Source organism: Bacillus sp. (in: firmicutes), from assembly GCF_031983925.1.
Lineage (GTDB): Bacteria > Bacillota > Bacilli > Bacillales > Bacillaceae_G > Bacillus_A > Bacillus_A pacificus.
Map to the genome: position 1 here is coordinate 821,033 of NZ_DALYZR010000002.1, position 15,439 is coordinate 836,471.

The 15,439-nt window shown below is 35.0% G+C and carries 19 protein-coding genes and 2 pseudogenes; 4 read left to right on the top strand and 17 right to left on the bottom strand.

Annotation, left to right across the window (positions count from 1 at the left end; all coding sequences use genetic code 11):
- Positions 1–6: 6 nt before the first annotated feature.
- From RTP99_RS10290 to gcvT, 8 genes and pseudogenes are all read right to left on the bottom strand, one after another.
- A pseudogene (locus tag RTP99_RS10290) lies at positions 7–674 on the bottom strand (ABC-2 transporter permease).
- Positions 655–1,527 carry an ABC transporter ATP-binding protein gene (locus tag RTP99_RS10295; protein ID WP_000891297.1) on the bottom strand — a complete coding sequence of 291 codons (873 nt, stop codon included), beginning with the start codon at positions 1,525–1,527 and terminating at the stop codon, positions 655–657. The pseudogene RTP99_RS10290 and the gene RTP99_RS10295 overlap by 20 nt, the downstream one beginning before the upstream one ends.
- 3 nt (positions 1,528–1,530) lie before the next feature.
- Complete coding sequence (locus tag RTP99_RS10300) at positions 1,531–1,905, bottom strand: GntR family transcriptional regulator (protein ID WP_001021351.1); 375 nt, start codon at positions 1,903–1,905, stop codon at positions 1,531–1,533.
- 116 nt (positions 1,906–2,021) lie between these two features.
- Entirely contained in the window at positions 2,022–2,213 is a 192-nt protein-coding gene (locus RTP99_RS10305; RefSeq protein ID WP_000535935.1) for a hypothetical protein, read from the bottom strand.
- 70 nt (positions 2,214–2,283) lie between these two features.
- Positions 2,284–2,487, bottom strand: a complete 204-nt coding sequence (locus tag RTP99_RS10310; RefSeq protein ID WP_000262495.1) for a DUF3929 family protein — start codon at positions 2,485–2,487, stop codon at positions 2,284–2,286.
- A 289-nt stretch (positions 2,488–2,776) separates the two neighbouring features.
- Complete coding sequence (gene gcvPB / locus RTP99_RS10315) at positions 2,777–4,252, bottom strand: aminomethyl-transferring glycine dehydrogenase subunit 2 (protein ID WP_000795696.1); 1,476 nt, start codon at positions 4,250–4,252, stop codon at positions 2,777–2,779.
- Complete coding sequence (gcvPA, locus tag RTP99_RS10320; protein ID WP_000903247.1) at positions 4,249–5,592, bottom strand: aminomethyl-transferring glycine dehydrogenase subunit 1; 1,344 nt, start codon at positions 5,590–5,592, stop codon at positions 4,249–4,251. The genes gcvPB and gcvPA overlap by 4 nt, the downstream gene beginning before the upstream one ends.
- 20 nt (positions 5,593–5,612) lie before the next feature.
- Entirely contained in the window at positions 5,613–6,713 is a 1,101-nt protein-coding gene (gene gcvT / locus RTP99_RS10325) for a glycine cleavage system aminomethyltransferase GcvT (protein WP_000631772.1), read from the bottom strand.
- A 391-nt stretch (positions 6,714–7,104) separates the two neighbouring features.
- Between gcvT and RTP99_RS10330 the strand changes: the two genes are divergently transcribed.
- Positions 7,105–8,787, top strand: a complete 1,683-nt coding sequence (locus RTP99_RS10330; RefSeq protein WP_001100019.1) for a DEAD/DEAH box helicase — start codon at positions 7,105–7,107, stop codon at positions 8,785–8,787.
- On the top strand, positions 8,774–9,568 hold the full coding sequence (locus tag RTP99_RS10335) for a YqhG family protein (RefSeq protein ID WP_001183968.1): 795 nt from the start codon (positions 8,774–8,776) through the stop codon (positions 9,566–9,568). The genes RTP99_RS10330 and RTP99_RS10335 overlap by 14 nt, the downstream gene beginning before the upstream one ends.
- Before the next feature lie 34 nt (positions 9,569–9,602).
- Here the strand turns inward: RTP99_RS10335 and RTP99_RS10340 are convergent, their stop codons facing one another.
- Positions 9,603–9,734, bottom strand: a complete 132-nt coding sequence (locus RTP99_RS10340; RefSeq protein ID WP_000064669.1) for a hypothetical protein — start codon at positions 9,732–9,734, stop codon at positions 9,603–9,605.
- A 96-nt stretch (positions 9,735–9,830) separates the two neighbouring features.
- Positions 9,831–10,058, bottom strand: a complete 228-nt coding sequence (locus tag RTP99_RS10345) for a hypothetical protein (RefSeq protein WP_000032699.1) — start codon at positions 10,056–10,058, stop codon at positions 9,831–9,833.
- Positions 10,059–10,131: 73 nt separating this feature from the next.
- Between RTP99_RS10345 and RTP99_RS10350 the strand changes: the two genes are divergently transcribed.
- A complete protein-coding gene (locus tag RTP99_RS10350; protein ID WP_003279814.1) occupies positions 10,132–10,248 on the top strand; it encodes a hypothetical protein in 117 nt (38 codons plus the stop codon).
- A gap of 128 nt (positions 10,249–10,376) precedes the next feature.
- On the top strand, positions 10,377–11,009 hold the full coding sequence (locus RTP99_RS10355) for a VC0807 family protein (RefSeq protein ID WP_001073109.1): 633 nt from the start codon (positions 10,377–10,379) through the stop codon (positions 11,007–11,009).
- A 67-nt stretch (positions 11,010–11,076) separates the two neighbouring features.
- Here RTP99_RS10355 and RTP99_RS10360 read toward each other — a convergent pair whose 3' ends face one another.
- The 7 genes and pseudogenes from RTP99_RS10360 to RTP99_RS10390 form a co-directional block, all read right to left on the bottom strand.
- On the bottom strand, positions 11,077–11,277 hold the full coding sequence (locus tag RTP99_RS10360) for a YqzE family protein (RefSeq protein ID WP_000106079.1): 201 nt from the start codon (positions 11,275–11,277) through the stop codon (positions 11,077–11,079).
- 38 nt (positions 11,278–11,315) lie between these two features.
- Positions 11,316–11,813: a shikimate kinase AroK gene (gene aroK, locus RTP99_RS10365; protein WP_000836629.1), complete on the bottom strand. Its 498-nt coding sequence runs from the start codon at positions 11,811–11,813 to the stop codon at positions 11,316–11,318.
- Between the two features lie 119 nt (positions 11,814–11,932).
- Complete coding sequence (locus RTP99_RS10370; RefSeq protein WP_000183846.1) at positions 11,933–12,583, bottom strand: 2OG-Fe(II) oxygenase; 651 nt, start codon at positions 12,581–12,583, stop codon at positions 11,933–11,935.
- Positions 12,584–12,758: 175 nt separating this feature from the next.
- A complete protein-coding gene (gene comGG, locus RTP99_RS10375) occupies positions 12,759–13,130 on the bottom strand; it encodes a competence type IV pilus minor pilin ComGG (RefSeq protein WP_001231188.1) in 372 nt (123 codons plus the stop codon).
- A pseudogene (locus RTP99_RS10380) lies at positions 13,127–13,462 on the bottom strand (competence type IV pilus minor pilin ComGF); the annotation flags it as partial. The gene comGG and the pseudogene RTP99_RS10380, both read right to left, overlap by 4 nt.
- 140 nt (positions 13,463–13,602) lie before the next feature.
- Positions 13,603–14,226: a replication-relaxation family protein gene (locus RTP99_RS10385; RefSeq protein ID WP_001025811.1), complete on the bottom strand. Its 624-nt coding sequence runs from the start codon at positions 14,224–14,226 to the stop codon at positions 13,603–13,605.
- A complete protein-coding gene (locus tag RTP99_RS10390; RefSeq protein ID WP_000891531.1) occupies positions 14,168–15,349 on the bottom strand; it encodes an FtsK/SpoIIIE domain-containing protein in 1,182 nt (393 codons plus the stop codon). The genes RTP99_RS10385 and RTP99_RS10390 overlap by 59 nt, the downstream gene beginning before the upstream one ends.
- Between the last annotated feature and the right edge of the window lie 90 nt (positions 15,350–15,439).

Genomic DNA, 15,439 nt, shown 5'->3' on the forward strand with positions numbered 1-15,439 from the left:
CCCTCTCTATAAATCACGTGCTCCGTAAATTTTAATTGTAAGAAACATAGAGGCGATATACACACTAACTAATATAACCGCCCAAACTATAAGCAAGAAAATGTTCGAAAGATTCATAATCCAATTACTGAATGATGACGTTGTTTCATTCAGTCCATCCCCTATAAATATCCAAGCAATCCCACCAACTGCCATTGATACTCCTGATACTATACTTCGTGCTATCTTTGACTTTGTAACATAATAACTTGGAAAAATGTCACAACAAAAAATACAGCGTAAACAGCTCCATTTATGACTTCATACCATGGAATTTCAATGTATAGATTAGGATGATATGCACCGATATCACCAATAACTACAATGCCTCTTATAAGAAAAACAACTAACATCGTAGAGAATATGCTGCCTACAATGAATATTGCACAGGAAATATATCTAGCAATAATGATATCCTTTCGACTTACCGGTAAACTATTTATCACAATGTCACTTTTATTTCTTTCATCCATAAAGATTAGTGTCATAACAGAAGAAAGAGTTATAAATAGACAACTCATCGAAAATAACAATTCACCACCTGGATCTAACATAAATAATACAAGGGGGACAACAAGATTTACTAACCAAGTTACCCGAAAAAAGAACAAATCTTTATATACGAGCTGACGCATAAGCACTTCTCCCTTTCGCGGTGTAAACGATAATATCATCTAATGTAGGCTTTTCTAGTACAACCTCATTTCCAAACCAGTCAATAATTGCTTGTTTATCCTTCGCTAAACCTTCAAAACCAAATTTATTTTTTCGTAATCCAACAAATAGTTCTTTTCCTTCTCGATCTAATAAATCATTACTTCCTTTTACGATTACGTAGTTCTCCATTAAGTCTTCTTTTTCACCAGTAAATATAATTTCTCCATCGTTGATAAACGTAATATAATCTGCAATGCGCTCTAAATCTGTTGTAATGTGCGTTGAGAATAATACGGATACTTCATCTTCCATTACAATTTCTTGCAACATATCAAGTAATTCACTTCGAACAACTGGATCTAATCCTGCTGTTGGTTCATCCATGATGATAAATTCTGCGTGGTGCGAGAGCGCGATGGCAATCGCAAATTTCATTTTCATCCCTTTTGATAGTTCTTTAATTTTTTTATACTTCGGAACTTGCAATCTATGCATATACGATTGATACTGCTCTTCATCCCACTTTTTATATAACGGTGCAATAATACGCTTCATTTGTTCACACGTTAAATCTTCGTAATAATGATTTTCATCATATACAAAGCCGATATTTTGTTTTATTTCCTTTTCGGCTTTCTTATTGTCCTTGCCAAAAATTTTTATATCTCCACTATCTTTTCTAATTAAATTCATAATCATTTTAATCGTCGTACTTTTCCCGGCTCCATTCGGTCCGACAAATCCCATAATATATCCGCGTGGTAATGTAAAACTTATATTTTTCACTGCAAAATCTTCATAGCTTTTACATACGTTTTTTAACTCTAACATCTCTTATTCCCCCTCATATAAACACGCTATCATCTGCTGTAAATCTTCAAGTGAAAGCTGTAACGCTTTACTTTCATTCACAATCTCTTCCGCTTTACTTTCCAACAGGCGAAGCCGCTGTTCTTTTAATAGTTCATTATTTTTACGTGAAACATAAGTCCCCTTCCCAGCAACAGTTTCTATATATCCTTCTTTCTCAAGCTCCTCGTACGCACGCTTCGTTGTAATTACACTAATTTGCAATTCCTTCGCTAAGCTACGAATAGACGGTAATTGGTCTCCACCCTTTAAACCACCATTTAAAATAAGCTGGCTTAATTGTTTTCTTATTTGTACATAAATAGGGTCTTGGGAAGAATTCGAAATAATAATATTCATGTTTTCCTCCAGTGTGTATATACTGTATATACCTTATATATACAGTATATACACAGCATCCTATTTTTGGCAAGAAAAAAAGACCAACATTTTCCTGTTGGTCTTTCGTATATGTATCACTTTTCAAAGCGATCTAACATCTCATCTCTCATTCCGAAACTCACTACCGCAATTCCTACATACATAAACAGAAGGAACGCCGGATGAACTGTGTTGTACCAAGTGCTATCAACAATTAAATAAATCGTTAATGCCACAACAAGAACAAACGCTAAGATAAACATATAAAAGTGTCTTGTACTACCCATGATAAACTCCTCTCTTCTCACTTCACCATTCAACAGTATATTTTATCGAATAATTCGATATGACTCAAGGTTAACTTTCTGTTATGTAATCAAGTTCCACCTTTACAATGTCCTCACATGCTATTGAAATGATCGTTCCTTGCTTATCAATTGCCGTCACTTCTCTATTATCCATTACACGATGCGCTACTCTTTCTAACACTTTTCCTTGGTCTCGATAGCAAAATTCTTTTACATCTTTAATTGTTTCTCCATTTTCTAAATGGTATACCATTCTATAACATCGATATCCCACACTTTCACCCCCGTCTTGCTCGTTTTTTCACATATACATAAAAATGAGTAATTTTTGCCTCATCACATCTTCTTAATTTCAATAAAATTCTAACAAAAATAAATACTTTTATCAAACTGACTTTTTCAACAAAATCACCTATAAAACTGCTTCTTTACACCATTATGAAACAAAAAATATAAATTTTTAACATTTTCTTCACCACTTCTGCACAAATTCTCCATACAAAAAAGAACCCGCCGCAGCGAGTTCTTTTTTGTTATTCTAATCAAACTTGTACAGGAGCTGGCTTTTCATAACGTAAAACTGGTTTACGTGCAGCCATCGTTTCGTCTAAACGTTTAATGACTGTTGTATGAGGTGCTTCTTGTACAACTTCTGGATTTTCTTCTACTTCTTTAGCGATTTGAATCATCTTATCAATGAAACCGTCTAATGTTTCTTTTGATTCTGTTTCTGTCGGCTCAATCATAATACATTCTTCCACATTTAATGGGAAGTAAATTGTTGGTGGATGGTAACCGAAATCAAGCAGACGTTTTGCGATATCTAATGTACGTACACCAAGTTTCTTTTGACGACGACCTGATAATACAAACTCATGCTTACAATGTCTATCGAATGGAAGATCATAGAATGGTGCTAATCTTCTCATCATATAGTTCGCATTTAATACCGCGTACTCCGTTACTGCACGCAAGCCATCTGGACCCATAGAACGAATGTATGTGTATGCACGAACGTTAATTCCGAAGTTACCGTAGAATGGTTTTACGCGCCCAATTGCCTCTGGACGATCATAGTTAAAGCGATAGCCATCTTCCGTTTTCTCTAAAATTGGTTTTGGTAAGTACGGAATTAAATCAGCTTTCACACCTACTGGACCAGAACCTGGGCCACCGCCGCCGTGAGGACCTGTAAATGTTTTATGAAGGTTTAAATGCACAACGTCAAATCCCATATCTCCTGGGCGCGCCTGGCTTAATACTGCATTTAAGTTTGCACCATCATAGTATAATTTACCGCCTGCGTTATGGACGATTTCTGCCATTTCTAAAATATTTTCTTCGAATAAACCTAATGTATTAGGGTTTGTTAACATAAGTGCTGCTGTTTCTTCATTTACAACACGTTTTAAGTCTTCTAAGTCAACAAGACCATGTTCATTTGATTTTACCGTAATTGTTTCAAAACCAGCTACAGTTGCAGATGCTGGATTCGTTCCGTGAGCAGAGTCAGGAACAATTACTTTCGTACGGTTAAAGTCACCATTTGCTTCATGGTATGCACGAATTAACATTAAGCCTGTCCATTCTCCGTGTGCACCAGCTGCTGGTTGTAATGTAACAGTATCCATACCTGTAATTTCAATTAAATGCTCTTGTAAATCGTACATTAATTCCATTGCACCTTGTACTGTCTTTTCATCTTGCAACGGATGAATATTTGCAAATCCTGCGAAACGAGCTACACTCTCATTAATTTTCGGATTATATTTCATCGTACAAGATCCAAGTGGATAGAAACCAGAATCAACACCGTGGTTACGGTTTGAAAGTGCTGTATAGTGGCGCATAATATCAAGTTCAGATACTTCTGGTAGCTCTGCATCTTCTACTCGAATATAATCGCTCTCAAATACATCTTCTAGTTTCACTTCTTCTACATCTAATTTTGGTAGGCTATATCCTATGCGTCCTTCTTTACTTACTTCAAAGATAAGTGCTTGGTCTTGGTTCTTCATTGGATAGCCCCCATTTCGTTTACAAGTGTGTCAATTTCCTCTTTTGTACGAAGCTCAGTTACTGCTACAAGCATATGGTTCTCATGCTCTTTATAATCACGGCCTAGGTCGTAACCGCCGATAATATTCTTTTGTAATAATGCATCGTTTACTTCTTTCACTGGGCGCTTGCAATCTACAACGAACTCATTGAAGAATGGTCCAGCAAATGTAACTGTGAAGCCTTTCGCTTCAAATTGACGTTTTGCATATTGTGCTTTAGAAATGTTTTGGCGTGCCATTTCTTTCACACCTTGTTTACCAAGTGCCGTCATTGCAACTGATGCTGCTAATGCATTTAACGCTTGGTTTGAACAAATGTTAGATGTCGCTTTGTCACGGCGAATATGCTGTTCACGTGCTTGTAACGTTAATACAAATCCACGTTTACCATCTGAATCTACAGTTTGTCCGACAAGACGTCCTGGAATTTTACGCATGAATGCTTTCGTCGTTGCAAAGTAACCACAGTGTGGTCCACCAAACTGCGTTGGGATACCAAATGGTTGTGCATCACCGATGACAATATCAGCACCAAATTTTCCTGGTGGTGTTAATGCGCCTAATGATAATGGATTTGAAGAAACGATAAATAATGATTTTTGTTGATGAACGATTTTTTCAATATCAGCTAATTTTTCAACTTGTCCGAAGAAGTTTGGATATTGAACGATTACACAAGCAACTGTATCATCTACTTCACTTTGTAATACGTCTAAATCTGTTACACCATCTTTATGATTAATTTCAACAACTTCAAGGTGTTGACCTTTTGCATATGTTTCAAGTACAGCTCTTGATTCTGGATGAACTGCGCTAGATACAAGAATTTTCTTTTTACGAGTATGGCCAGCTGCTAGCATTGCCGCTTCAGCTAAAGCTGTACCTCCGTCGTACATAGAAGAGTTTGCTACATCCATTCCTGTTAATTCACAAATCATTGTTTGGAATTCAAAAATTGCTTGTAATTCCCCTTGTGAAATTTCCGGTTGGTATGGCGTGTAAGCTGTATAAAATTCTGAGCGAGAGATAACATGATCTACGATTACTGGAGCGTAATGGTCGTATACGCCTGCTCCTAAGAAAGAAGCGTACTCTTTTAAGTTAGCATTTTTACTAGCCATTTGAGATAACTCTTTTAAAAGCTCTGACTCTGATTTTGCTTCTTTAATTTTTAAATCCCCTTTAAAACGAACACTCTCTGGAATATCAGAGAATAACTCATCGATCGTTTGAACGCCGATCGTTTGTAACATTTCTTTTTTGTCTTCTTCTGTCATTGGAAGATAACGATGCAACATGAAATCTACCCCTCTCCCCGTTACTTTGAACGTTTATAAAATGGTGTTGGAACAACTACTGCTTTGACGCGTTTATTACGAATTTCAATTTCTACTTCTGTATCAACTGCTGCGTATTTTACATCAATTAGTGCTAAACCAATGCTTTTCTTTAACGTTGGAGATTGTGTACCACTCGTTACTTCCCCGATTTTTTCTTCTCCAATAAATACAGGGTAATGCGTACGAGGAATTCCACGTTCGATTACTTCGATGCCGACTAACTTACGAGGCGCACCGTTTTCTTTTTGCTCTTTTAAAGTCGCTTTCCCAAAGAAGTCTGCTTCTTTATTTGGTTTTACCGCAAAGCCAATTCCAGCTTCAACCGGTGTAATATCTTTTGATAATTCTTGACCGTAAAGTGGTAATGTTGCTTCGAAACGAAGTGTATCACGAGCACCTAAACCACATGGTTTTAAGCCCTCTTCTGCTCCAACTTCAAGAAGTTTCTCCCAAAGTTTTGCAGCATCTTCACTCTTACAGTAAATTTCAAATCCATCTTCACCTGTATAACCTGTACGAGATACAAGTGCTGGAATTCCATCTACAAGAATATCGTTTTTAAATTTAAAGAACTTAATTTCTTTCAAATCTTCTGACACAACTTTTTGTAAAATGCCTTCTGCTTTTGGTCCTTGAATTGCAAGCTGTGCAACTTCACTAGAAACATTGACTACTGTCGCATCGCCAATTACATGGCTAGCTAACCATTCGTAATCTTTCTCGATATTTGATGCGTTGATAACTAATAAATAGTCTTCTTCACCACGTTTGTAGATTAATAAATCATCTACTGTACCACCATTTTCGTAGCACATTGCTGTATATTGTGCGCCCCCTACCTTTAAGGTAGATACGTCATTTGTAACAACACGTTGTAAAAATGCTAAACTATCTACACCTTTTACCTCAACTTCTCCCATATGAGACACATCGAACAAACCTGCCGCTGTACGTACAGCTTCATGTTCTTCTTTAATGCTTGAAAATTGAACTGGTAACTCCCAACCACCGAAGTCGATTGTTTTCCCACCATACTTCGCGTATACATCAAATAACGGTGTACGTTGTAATGTAATCATGCTCTCTCCCCCTTATGCTCTGACAAATCAATAAAAGTTGTTTCCCTTATCTAAACATTTTCACTCTGAAAAGATAGGATATACGGAATCTCATTATATTTTTTTATGAAAGCGTAAATAAAAAATCACTTTCTTGGATAAAATACGAAAGATTCCACACATTTCACACCATTATCCTAACATTATTCGCTATATTTCATCAATATTCTAGCATAAAAAATAATTTAGAATTTTTTACGCTTAATCTTATTACATACAGTTTTTAAGATTTAGTCCTTTATCTTTACTTATTGTTTACCTTTCAGTAAGTGTAATAGCGCCTTTTTATAAGGCTTATATATTAAAGATTTTTTCATAATTACTTTAGTTTATAAAAGGTGGGAGAGTCGTAATGAATGTCGATATTTCCATAGATCGAACGTGGCAAAACAATTTTTTAAATAGAATTGATGAAGATGGTCCTTGGACAAACTGGGATTTATATCATTTAGCTTATGAAACAGAAAAATCATTACTTGTTCCTACTTTTGATGGATTACAAGCACCGAAACATTTATCCCATTTCACACCACTTCCTCATCAATTAGAAGTCGCTCAAAATGTTATTGAACAAATGAATGGTAAAGCGATTCTAGCAGATGAAGTAGGACTTGGAAAAACGATTGAAGCTGGACTTATTTTAAAAGAATATATGGTCCGCGGCCTTGTGAAAAAAGTACTTATACTCGTTCCAGCCTCTCTCGTATCACAATGGGCATACGAATTAAATACAAAGTTTTTCATTCCAGCTGTAGCTCAAAAGAAAAGCTACTCGTGGGAACAAGCCGATGTGATTGTATCATCAATTGATACTGCAAAACGTTCACCACATCGTGATATCGTTTTGAACTTAGAATATGACCTTATTATTATCGATGAAGCACATAAACTTAAAAATAATAAAACAAAAAACTATGAATTTGCACAGCGATTAAAAAAGAAATTTTGTTTATTATTAACCGCTACTCCTGTCCAAAATAAGATTGATGAAATTTTCAACCTCGTTTCTTTATTAAAACCAGGACACTTAGGCAATCAATCCAATTTTGAAGAATATTATGCTTCAAAAAATCGTTCAGCCGAATCTGATGAAGATTTAAAAGCTCTTATTAACAAAGTAATGGTCCGAAATCGGCGTCATAATACCGGGATTGATTGGCCAAAGAGACATGTACGTACAATTTTTGTTGAGTTTAATGAAGAAGAGCAAGCTCTATATAATGATATCGAAAATTGGCGAGGACAAGACGCCTTCACATCTGCTTTCTCATCATTAACTTTAAAACGGGAAGCGTGTAGTAGTCGCGAGGCCGTTTACTATTCATTAAAAAAACATGTAGAAAAACGACAGAAGGAAAATGAGAATTACGTAAAAGATCCGCATATTGATGTGCTAATGGACAAAATTAACCGTATTCCTTTTAACTCAAAAGCAAATAAAGCGCTAGAGCTTATAAAAGAAATTGACGATAAAGTCGTCATTTTCACAGAATACCGAGCGTCACAAATGTACTTACAATGGTTTTTACAACAGCACGGTATTTCTTCTGTCCCATTCCGCGGCGGATTTAAACGGGGAAAGAAAGATTGGATGAAGGAACTTTTCCAAAATCATGCGCAAGTGCTAATCGCAACGGAAGCTGGTGGTGAAGGAATTAACTTACAATTTTGTAGCCATATGATCAATTACGATTTACCATGGAACCCAATGCGCCTTGAACAAAGAATCGGACGTATTCACCGCCTTGGTCAAAAGAATGATGTTCATATTTATAACTTAGCTACAAAACACACTGTGGAAGAACATATTTTGAAACTGTTATATGAAAAAATTAATTTATTTGAGCGTGTGATCGGTGAACTTGATGAAATTTTAACGAGAATTAATATGAAAAACATCGACGCACACATTCAAGAAATATTTGCGCAATCAAAAAGCGAAGGAGAAATCCGAATTAAGATGGAAAACTTAACATCTATTATCGACTTTGCGAAGCGAAATGAAGCTGAGGTGCAAGGCTATGCAGCAACATGAAATTCATAATTACTTATACAATTTCTTTGAGGCAAATAACTGTGAAATTTTAGAACGTTCTCCTCATTTATTAGATGTGCAGTTAACAATTGAAATGGATAAATTATTAATGAATCGCCCTTTTTATTGGCACTATCTTGAAAAAACAGGAGGCGTACCGAATCCGATGCGCCTTACTCTTATTACAAATCCAGAAAATGAAGAAAACGATGGTGAGCTTATCCACTACGGTTCCCCACGCCTTCATCAAATTTTTCAAACGACAAAAGAATTAGGTTCTTACATACGTTTATATGAAGAAATACGGCATAGCGGAGCAACGCATACACCGCTCCATCCGTGGCTCGGTGTAAATATAAAAGTTTCCTATCAATGTGATCGAAAAAAAGATATTCTTCATTCGATTGGCATTCATCTTATTTCTGGCACAATGATTGCAAACTTTCATGAAACATTAACTAAAATTAAACTTACACCGAAAATACCTGACTTTTGTTTTACGCTCTCGCCTATTATTAAACCGCAAAGTGGTTTACAACGCATAGAGGATGCTTTAAAAAATATTATTGCAGAAGATGACCATACGTGGGCGAAAGAAGCAAGAGTGCGCTGGAATCACGATTTGGACCTTTTAAATCGTTTTTATGAAGAAAGTGATGAACTTCCTGAAAGCTATGAAATTGAAAAACAAGCACTGCAAGAACAATATGAACCCCGCATTACAGTACAAATTATTAACGGTGGACTCTTTTATGTTACGGCGAATCATTTTCTAACTTAAAAAGCCCCTTCATTTTTGAAGGAGCTTTTTTGAATTATCCTCTATCACCATTACGCTCTTGTTGTTTTTGCTTTGCCATGCGTTTTTGATACGCACGATCCTTTGCACTCACATGATTTGCATCAGTTGGAAGATTTTCTTTTGAACGGCCAATTCCGTTGCTCATCTGTTTCACTCCTTTTATATCTTTCAAAATACACCCTTATTTTCAGCTAGAGACACCATCCTTATACAAAAAAATAAGAGTAGCCAATGGCTACTCTTACTCACTCACATATTTTTGAAACATATCATGGATGCCTTTATTTACTAGGTTCGAGATCTGCTCGTCAGATTTATTCGGATAACGATCACGCAATCTGATAGATGCCTTCACCATTAAATTTTCTAATACAGAACGGCCGCCTTCTCCATAAATAATTTCAGCATATTCAACAAGCCTTCCATCCTCTACTGTTGCTGGATTATGATTGAAGAAAAATTTACTCATTGCCTCCACCTCTCTCTTTTGATAACGTTTACATTTATATAAATTATTTATGTTATTTATTTCACAATATTGTATGCATGTATATTTAATTAGTTTCATTATAAAGCAACATATCGATAGTAAATATGTGATTTTCCGTCCATTTTGTGAACAAACTAAAAATGAAAGCGTTTCCTTTATTATATACTAAAAAAACTTACTACGCTAGGGGTATTTTTTTCAATCTACTAATCATATACTTTTTCTTTTTCCACTAAACCTTATACAATTTTCAGAAATTATATTATAAAATATATGTATGACTTAAGGAGGCTGTATATGAATCAAAATAAAAAAGCTATATTAGATCTTGTCTTTTATCTCGTAATCCCATTCCTCATTTGGAAATTTGCAAAACCTTATATCGATCCTTATTACGCAATGTTACTTTCCTCTGTTCCGGGGATTATTTATACACTGTATACCTTTAAAAAAGAAAAACAGTTTAACGTAACAGGGTTCTTTATTTTAATTACACTCATTTCTAATACAACGGTAGATCTATTATCTGGATCGGCTGAACGAATGTTGTGGAACGATGCGTATTATCACATCGTACTCGGTATTATCGTTATATGTACAATTTTTATAAAAAAACCACTTATGTTATATTTCGCAGCAGATATTGCTGCACTGCAAGGCCATGACCGTGATAAAAGTCGTGAACTGTATCGTGATAGTCGTATCTATCCAGCATTGCAATATTTAACGCTCTTTTTCGGTCTACAATTCATATTAAAAAGCTTCTTAAAAATTTATTTCATCTCTGTTTTCGGTGTAGATGGCTACGGTGAAATGAGAGCAATTATGACCGCTGTTGGATGGGGCATTTCCATTTGTATCGGAATTGGATTTGTCTGGGTGAACAATAAAATACATGCCGTTACAGAAGAAAAAGAGTCTATGCAGTAAATGAAAATCCCCTAGTAGTATGATGCTACTAGGGGATTTTCATTTTGCTACACATATTACGAAATCTTTAACTTGATTTTTTTCTTTTATTTTTTACGTTTTGATAAAACAAAGCAGCACTTAGCGGCATAACACCAAACCACTTATTCATAAATGGCTCTTTTTCAGCACGGCGTTGTTCTTTCTTTTGTTTACGATCTTCTTTTGGAGCATCCATATACGACACAAACTGCTGTGTCACAAAGCGAACATAATCATTAGTAGACATATTATCATCACCTCTACTTGATTAGTATGTCCACTTTTTTATCCATTAATCTTTTCTTTTAATTCATTCATAATTTGCTTTACAGACTTATTCGTCGTATCAATATGAATATGAGCCTCTTCATAATAAGCTCGGCGCGATTCGAATTTCATTACAAATGCATCTATATCTTTCTTCTGAAATAGTGGACGTGTCGTATCTTCACGAAGCCTCTCTGCAATTACGTGTGGATCACAATATAAATACACGACAGTGCCATTTTCCTTCATCCACTTTCGGTTTTCCTCTCGCTCAATGATTCCGCCGCCAGTTGTAATGATTACATTTTCAACAGGTAGTGAACGTAACATCTCACTTTCATATTCCCGAAAAGTCATTTCACCTTCTTCGGCAAAAATATCACGAATCTCCTTCTCTTGCTTCTCTTCAATTTTTTGATCTGTATCTATAACATCCATGTGAAGTTCTTTACTTAACGCTTTTCCAATTGTTGTTTTCCCTGCTCCCATATAGCCGGTTATGTATATAGATTTCATTTTCGTTCCTCTCAATCGTCATGTATTACTTGTTATTATAACGAAAGATGCTACTTTATTTAATAAAAAAACGTTTTGTTCTTCTTATACACTGAAGAACAAAACGTAACATACTCGCTTTATCTATAAGTACCTCTTCTCATCCACTGCGTTGCAATCCATTTCTCACCTTTCGTTACAGGTGCCCCTCCGTGTAACGTAAGCTCATTTAGTGATTGATCTTGATAGAAATACTCAAAGTATACTGCCATTCCCTTTCTAGGGTGCACAGAAAGATTTAATTTCGGAAAGAAAGTTTCTCCGCCTTCTTCTACATCATTTAAGTACATGACAAGCGTACTAATACGATTATTAGCAGCTGATCTACTATGTTCCGCAAAATAATCATAGTGTGCTTTATATTGTTGATCCACTTCATAATTTAAAATGTGCAATCCTTCTCCATGCGAAACAGGAACATTCATGATAGATGAAATTCGTTTTTCAATCTTCGCAGTAAGTTCATTATCATCTAAAAATGCACCACTACTTGTTCGAATATCATTTACATCACGTGATGAGCCAACTTTAGAACGCGCTAATTTATTTTTAGACAATTCAATTAATTCATCACACTCTTCATCACTTAATACATTTCCTAACACGACAATAAGAGGTTCTTCGAATTTTGAAATAATTTGTATTTCCCTATCTTCTGTCATAATTGCATTTCCTTTATGATCAAAAATAGTTTGTTCCTTATTTTCACCTATTTGATTGTTGTTTGTCATTTCCCTATTCTCCCTAAAAATAATGATTGGATAGCATGAATATATCATATTCTTTCTACCTTTCTCTTTTTTGAGAAAATTTAAACTTTTAATTGTTTTATTTATCCATTTCCTTTTAAAAAACAGCCTATTTTCAAATGATAAATCATGGTTTTTTATCCATATATTTCACATACTATCCTTCTATCCAATCGAATATTTTCTCATCTTTTTTTCTATACCGAAAGCTTACTTTATAGAAAACTTCCTGTTTTATTTTGCACTGCAATGAAACGAGAATAACGTCGTTTTCAAATACGTAATTTCCACTCGCTTCGCCCTTTTCATATGAAAAGAAAAAAGTACCTTCCTTTTCTTTTTGCCGTAAGTCTTTTTTTATATTTGTAATAGATTGATTTAGTATTTCCTCCAGTACAAACTTTTGCTCTATTTCAATATAAAATTTTTTATCTATAAGCAACATATTCGTTTCGTATATAAAGAACGAAGTTAATAATACAAGAAAAATAATTGTTCCTGGCATCGTAAACCCATCTTGTTTTCTCATGTATTTATTTCCATTTCACTATACCTAATAGCTACACCTTCATATATTTTCCCACTCCTATCTTTCACATTGATAAAGAGCAAATGAGGTGTTACTTCATACGAAACCATTTCAACATTTTGTAATATAACTTCTCTTCCGCGCATGTTCACTTTTCTTATAAGGTGATTATTCAATTTTTCATACGTCACTTCATCTCCAGTGCGAAGACGGAAGCGCAACATACTCTCTCTATTTTCAGGAACTATTTTTTCCACAAATGATACTTCACGAAACTCTAACTGTACTTGTCCTACAAATAGATACAACTGTTTTCTTTGCTTTTTTACCATTGTAAATACCCTGTTATATCAGCGTTCTTACTTATGACCTTTTCCAAATGTTTTCTATCTTTTTCTATAAAGTGGGGCAAAGGTGGGGCATTGCAAAGAAAAAGGGGGGCAAAAGAGCTGGATTTTCATTCAGCTCTTTTTTATTGAAATTCTGGGACAATATACACCTTCACGTAAACACCATTATTCATTGCGAATTGCTCTAAAGTTTTTTGTCTGTATTCCGTTACTGTAAAAAAATGAACGATTGGTATTTTACCCTTATATTTATTTTTGTAGTAAGTTGTAAACTCACCATACCTTTTCATTTTCTCGCTGTTTATATTCATCATCTGTGTCCGATCTATTTCAACAGCATTTAATATTCCTTCTTCATCTCGGAATTTTACATCTGGAATAATTGTCTTCTTTTTATCATCTATTTTATAACGTATAGGTGTTTCTATCTGCCAGTCATCCGGACAAAACAGATAGAGCCACGCTTCATTTCTCATAAGGCTATGCGCTAATCGAATTGTTGGTACTATTTTTTCTGTATCATCGAATAGTGCGCGCCCTTTTTTATTTAAGTAATATACATATTCTTTTTTGTACACGGTACTGTTAACAAATGCGCTTAAATCCTTTAATATACGGTTTGCATTTCTTATGCCACCTAAATCATGTATAGCCATTAAATGCCTACGTGTAGCAAATTTAAGCTTTCTAATCGAGGTCAGAATCATCATCTGACGATTCAATTTGATGTGTGTTTGTATGTTCATGTTTCTCCACCTCGTATTGTTTTAGTACATTCCACATCGTTTCATTAGAAATATAAGGTACTTGAATTTCTGTTAATCGATCCGTTTTAAACAAAGCGCGTCCAGGTATACTTTTAATCGATTCCAAACCACATTCATCTATAACCACTTGAGAAGCCGTTTGTGTTGGTAATCTAAATCCAAGCTTTGCATCTGAATTTTGCTTAACTTGCCGCGGTAATGTATCTCCTGTTGGATACTGTGTACAAAAAATTAGTCTGAACCCAAGCGCCCCTCCAATCCTTGCTATATAAGAAAGCATTCTCTGACAAGCCACTAATAATTTTTGCTGCTCTTTACTCATACTTTTATCTGGGCAAAGTTCAGCACCTTCATCAACTATGATAAAATGTCGTTCTTTTATATTTGTTTCCACAACGTTTGTATAGTGCCTTTCCTTCATATAGCACATTTTTTCTTCCATCTTTTCAAGAATTGTATTTAAAACTTGAAACGCTTGAATCGGCTTTTCTGCTATAGATTCAACTTGCTTTAAATTTTGATATGGCCCGAATTCTAATCCACCTTTTAAATCAACAATGTATAAATGCGTATGGTCTGATTGTGCTGTAATAAGAGATGTCATTACATTCTTTAAAAATACGGTTTTCCCCATACGTGTTAAACCACCTAAAGTCATGTGTGGAGTTTTATCAAAATCATGATAAATTAATTCTTCTAAGCTTTGCCCTATAGGTACAAGCCATTTCCCTTGTTCGACTAATGTTTCGGACCATCTCCACTTATTAGGTATGTCTTTATGAAATACTCGAATGCTTAATTTATAATTATCGTAATGGATCCGAACAGGTTTGTTTAATCCCTCACTCACAACGTCCTCAACCTTTTGAATAATTTTGCTAGGCATACCTACAGGTAAAGTGTAAATATATGTTGTGCTGCGCTCATCATCAATTTGTTTTTGAAACTTAGGATAATGCAACTTATCTTCCCTTTTAATAGCAATCCCGCTCACCTCAAAAAAGACTTGGATTTTCTTTTTATCATCATCTTTTCGTTTGAACTTATCACTTACTAATGCATAAGTTAGCGCTGCCGTGGGAACCAGTAGTAACTCCAACATAAACATTTCCCCCTTAAATATCCTATAAGGATATCATTGCACTCTTTTGGAATATGACGGGACAAGTCTTTCATTATACCTTCTCTGTTG